At 73.8% G+C, this 3,832-nt stretch carries 6 protein-coding genes; 3 read left to right on the top strand and 3 right to left on the bottom strand.

Going from position 1 to position 3,832, the window contains the following annotated elements:
- Nucleotides 1-761, bottom strand: a 761-nt coding sequence (locus JNW98_RS17350) for an aminotransferase class I/II-fold pyridoxal phosphate-dependent enzyme (protein ID WP_223769150.1), incomplete at its 3' end; no start/stop codon positions are given.
- 268 nt (nt 762-1,029) lie between these two features.
- Here JNW98_RS17350 and JNW98_RS17345 point away from each other — a divergent pair.
- The gene (locus JNW98_RS17345; RefSeq protein WP_223769149.1) at nt 1,030-1,380 is read left to right on the top strand and encodes a VOC family protein; all 351 of its coding nucleotides are present in this window, start codon (nt 1,030-1,032) and stop codon (nt 1,378-1,380) included.
- Between the two features lie 199 nt (nt 1,381-1,579).
- Here the strand turns inward: JNW98_RS17345 and JNW98_RS17340 are convergent, their stop codons facing one another.
- Nucleotides 1,580-2,008 carry a MarR family winged helix-turn-helix transcriptional regulator gene (locus tag JNW98_RS17340; RefSeq protein WP_223769148.1) on the bottom strand — a complete coding sequence of 143 codons (429 nt, stop codon included), beginning with the start codon at nt 2,006-2,008 and terminating at the stop codon, nt 1,580-1,582.
- Nucleotides 2,009-2,170: 162 nt separating this feature from the next.
- Here JNW98_RS17340 and JNW98_RS17335 point away from each other — a divergent pair, with 162 nt between their 5' ends.
- Complete coding sequence (locus JNW98_RS17335; protein ID WP_223769147.1) at nt 2,171-2,728, top strand: quercetin 2,3-dioxygenase; 558 nt, start codon at nt 2,171-2,173, stop codon at nt 2,726-2,728.
- A 6-nt stretch (nt 2,729-2,734) separates the two neighbouring features.
- Here the strand turns inward: JNW98_RS17335 and JNW98_RS17330 are convergent, their stop codons facing one another.
- Nucleotides 2,735-3,382, bottom strand: coding sequence for an SRPBCC family protein (locus JNW98_RS17330; protein ID WP_223769146.1), 648 nt, complete (start codon nt 3,380-3,382; stop codon nt 2,735-2,737).
- Nucleotides 3,383-3,551: 169 nt separating this feature from the next.
- On the opposite strand from JNW98_RS17330, the gene JNW98_RS17325 reads away from it, so the two are divergent.
- On the top strand, nt 3,552-3,832 hold a 281-nt coding region (locus JNW98_RS17325; protein WP_223769145.1), incomplete at its 3' end, for a TetR/AcrR family transcriptional regulator.

Here is a 3,832-nt window from a genome sequence, read left to right as displayed (position 1 = left end):
GCGGCGGCGGCCACGGGCGGCGGGAGTTCGGCGCGCAGCGCGTCGAGGACGGACGCCACCCGGGCGCGCAGCACGGCCCCGCGGCCGGAGCGCGGGAAGACGGCGAACGCGGCCGGCCAGGCGGCCGGCAGGAGGGTCCCGGCGAGCTCGGTGAGGACCACCACCCGGTCCGGGTCCATCTCCGCGGGCCCGACGAAGACGGTGGCGTGCGGGTCGTGGCGGACGTCCCGCCACGTCTCGTCGCTGACGACCGTCAGGCCCTCGCCGGCCGCCGCCTCGCACACCTCGTGCACGAGCTCGGGCGGGGCGACCGTGCCGGTGGTGTCGTCGGCGACCGACAGGACGAGGAAGCGCGGTCTGCCGCCCTCGGCGCGGATCCTGCGGACGGTCTCCAGCAGGGCGACGGGGTCGGGGACGCCGCCGGCCTCGGCCGTGACGGGCAAGTGGTACGCCAGCCGGCCGGCGAGCCGGGCGAGCGGCGCGTACCAGGACGCGCAGGGGCGGGTCAGCAGCACCTCGCCACCGGCGGAGGCGAACAGGGCCAGCAGCAGCGGCTGGGCGCCGGGCGCGGCGAGGACGTCGGACGGATCCGCGGCCGGCCCCCTGCGGATCCGGTAGCCACAGGCCGCCGCCCGGATGTCCGGGCCGCCGCCGACCGGTTCCGGCACGGTCCGGGGAGCGGCCTCGGCGAACCGTTCGTGCAGCTCGGGCAGGACGGGCAGCCCGCGCTCGGGGGCCGGGAACGCGTGGCCCTGTCGCATCCCTGCGCACCTCCGTTTCCGCACACGTTTTTCTGTCCACCTTCGCAGATCACGGCGGTGCACGGCCGCCTGACACGGGCGGGCGGGTGACGGACCGGACCGCTCGGCGAGACGCCGTTCCCGGATACCGGACGGGAATCCACCATGCCCGACGACCGGGACGCCCGTGAAGAGGACACCACCGCGGCCGAACTCGCTTGCGCAGAACGGAGTTTCGCCCCCCGAAGGCCGTCTTCCGCGCCGCCGCGGGACAACTAGCCTGGCTGCCATGAACATTCTGGGGACTTCGCTAAGGGTGTGTGTCGGCGACCTGGAGGCCGCGATCGCCGTCTACGAACGACTGACCGGCGCGGAAGCGGTCCGCTTCCGCCGGGGCGGCGTGGCCGTCGCCGCGGTCGGCTGCTTCTTCCTGATGAGCGGCCCCGAGGCGGAACTCTCGATCCTGCGGAAGATCACCGCCACCATCGCCGTCACGGACGTGGACGAGGCGGTCCGCGACCTGAAGGCCGTCGGCGCGGAGGTCATCGCGGGACCGGTGCCGACGCCCATCGGGCGGAATCTCGTCGCCCGGCATCCGGACGGGTCGGTCTTCGAGTACGTGGACCGCGCGCGGAGTTGAGAGCGGGGTAAGGATGCCCCGATCCCCCTGAAACCGCGCTCCGCGCGGTTGTCCCCAAACGCCGGACGGGCTGGATGGTCAGCCCGTCCGGCGGTTGAGGACGAGCGGCGGAGCCGCGCAAGGGGGGTCTGGGGCGCAGCCCCAGGAAACGGCGAAGGGGCGGGACCGGGGCACAGCCGCCCGCAGGGCCCCGGGAAGCTCACCCGAGCACCGGCGGCTCACCCCACCCCGCCTCCAACGCCGCCCGCAACGCGGCAACCGCCTCGCCCCCGATCCGCGAGGCCAGCCGCCCCTCCAACTCGGCGAGCACCGAAACCGCCTGACGGTGCGCCCGCTCCCCCTCCCCCGTACGCCGGACCAGCCGCCGCCGGGCGGATCCCGGGTCGGGCAGCTGCTCCAGCAGCCCGGCGGCGATCAGCCCGTGGGCGGCCTGGTGCGCGGTCTGCCGGGTCACGCCCATGCGCCGGGCCAGCTCGGAGACGGTGGTGCCCTCGGGGTCGAGCACCGAGAACAGCTGCACCTGGGCCGGGGACACGGGCGTGGCGCCGGCCGCCTCCATGGCGGCCGACAGCCCGTCGTCGAACCATCGGCGCCCCTCACCGAGAAGCTGGGGAAGGCTGCGGTGCATCGGTTCCTCACGAAGGGTGCGGCCGGACGGACAGGGTCCGGGATCCGGAGTCCGAGGTGGGGGCGGCGGCTTGCCCGCCGCCCATCTGTCATGTCAGGCTACCTGACATTCGCTCCGAAGGCCGTCCCCGCCGCTTCCGGAACCGATCCCCCTGGAGATCACATGACCATCGAGTACGCCACCGCCTACCGGCAGGCGTCCCGCATACCCGCCGAGCCCGGCGTTCCGTACTTCGTCGAGAAGGGCGAGGGGGACCGCGCCCACCTGTTCGGCGACCTGGTCACCGTCTACGCGGGCGGCGAGCAGACCGAGAACATGTTCAATTTCTTCACCGTGGAAGGCCCGAAGGGCGACCTCATCCCGGCCCATGTGCACGCCGACACCTACGAGGTCTTCTACGTCACGGCCGGCGCCGTCCGCCTCTTCGTCGAGGACACCGAGGGCCGGCAGCAGGAGCGGCTGCTGACCCCCGGCGACTTCGGCTTCGTCCCCCGCAACTGCCCGCACGCGTACCGGATGGAGCGCCACCACAGCCGCGTCGTGGGCGTCGCCGCCGGCCCCGGGGGCACGTTCGAGCGGTTCTTCGAGACCCTCGGCGCACCGGCCGACGCGCTCGGCCTGCCGCGCGAGCCGGTCGTCCCGTCCCCCGAGAAGTTCGCGACGGTCCCCCACCGGTACGACGTCCGCTTCCTCCCCGACCACCGGTGGACGACCGGCTGACGGCCTTCACCCCGCGCACCCCGGACGGCCGTCGCGGGCGCGGGCTTCCGCGGCGGCCTTGAGGTCGCGCAGCCACGCCTCCAGCCCCTGCCGCAGAATCCCGGTGGCGACAGGGACGTTCGCCTCCACTTCCCCGCCGGCGTGCGTCTCCTCGGTGCGCACCCGGACACCGCCCTTGACCGGGGTGAAGTTCCAGACGTGCACCCCTTCGATCCGCAGCCCCTCCCCCACCGCGGGCCCGGTCCACCGCACGCACGAGCCCTTCCGAAGCTGCCCGACGGTCGAGGTGATCTCCAGGCTCGTGGCGGGGGTCGACGGGTTGGGCGGCACGGGCGTCGTCCACCGGAACGCCGAACCCGCGCGCAACGGACCGCCGTCGAGCCGCTTCACAGCGGTGACCGTCTTCTGCCAGGAAGGCCACCGCTCGACGTCGGCCTGCAGCTTCCAGACGGTACGCAGCGGCGCGTGGATCACGGTCTCGGTCCGGTGCCGGACGAGGGCCTGCGGGTCGACACCCTTCCCACCGCAGGTGAGGGACCCGGCGGGCCGGGGCGCGACGGCCCCGGCGGGCGCCGCGGTGGCGCCGAGGACGGCGACGGCGACGAGCGGGACGGCGGACAGGGCGGCGGAACGGAAGCTGCTGATGCCGGACATGGCACTCCCCTGGCGGGCTGGGCGGATCCGGAGCGGATCCGCGAACTAGGGCCTCACACGTTCGTTAGAAGGTATAACGCTAGAGGCGGCCCACACACAAGAGCCGAAGCGATACCCTCTAACGAAACCTTGAGCTTCTAGCCGCCACAGGCCGGAAGGACGGCAGACCATGGTGAAGCCCCCCGCGGCCACCCCCCGCGAGCGCTACCGCACCCAGGTACGCGCCGAGATCAAGCAGCACGCCTGGGAGCAGATCGCCACGGCAGGCGCCTCGGCTCTCTCCCTCAACGCGATCGCCAAGCGGATGGGCCTGAGCGGCCCCGCCCTCTACCGCTACTTCGCCGGCCGCGACGAGCTGATCACCGAGCTCGTCCGGGACGCGTACCGCAGCCTCGCCGACACGGTCCACGCCGCCTCCGCCGCCGGAGCGGGACCGGCCGGACTGGCCCA

It is taken from the genome of Streptomyces huiliensis (assembly GCF_020037025.1).
GTDB lineage: Bacteria > Actinomycetota > Actinomycetes > Streptomycetales > Streptomycetaceae > Streptomyces > Streptomyces huiliensis.
The sequence above is the reverse complement of the archived record's forward strand: the minus strand, read 5'-3'. Positions and strand labels throughout refer to the sequence as shown.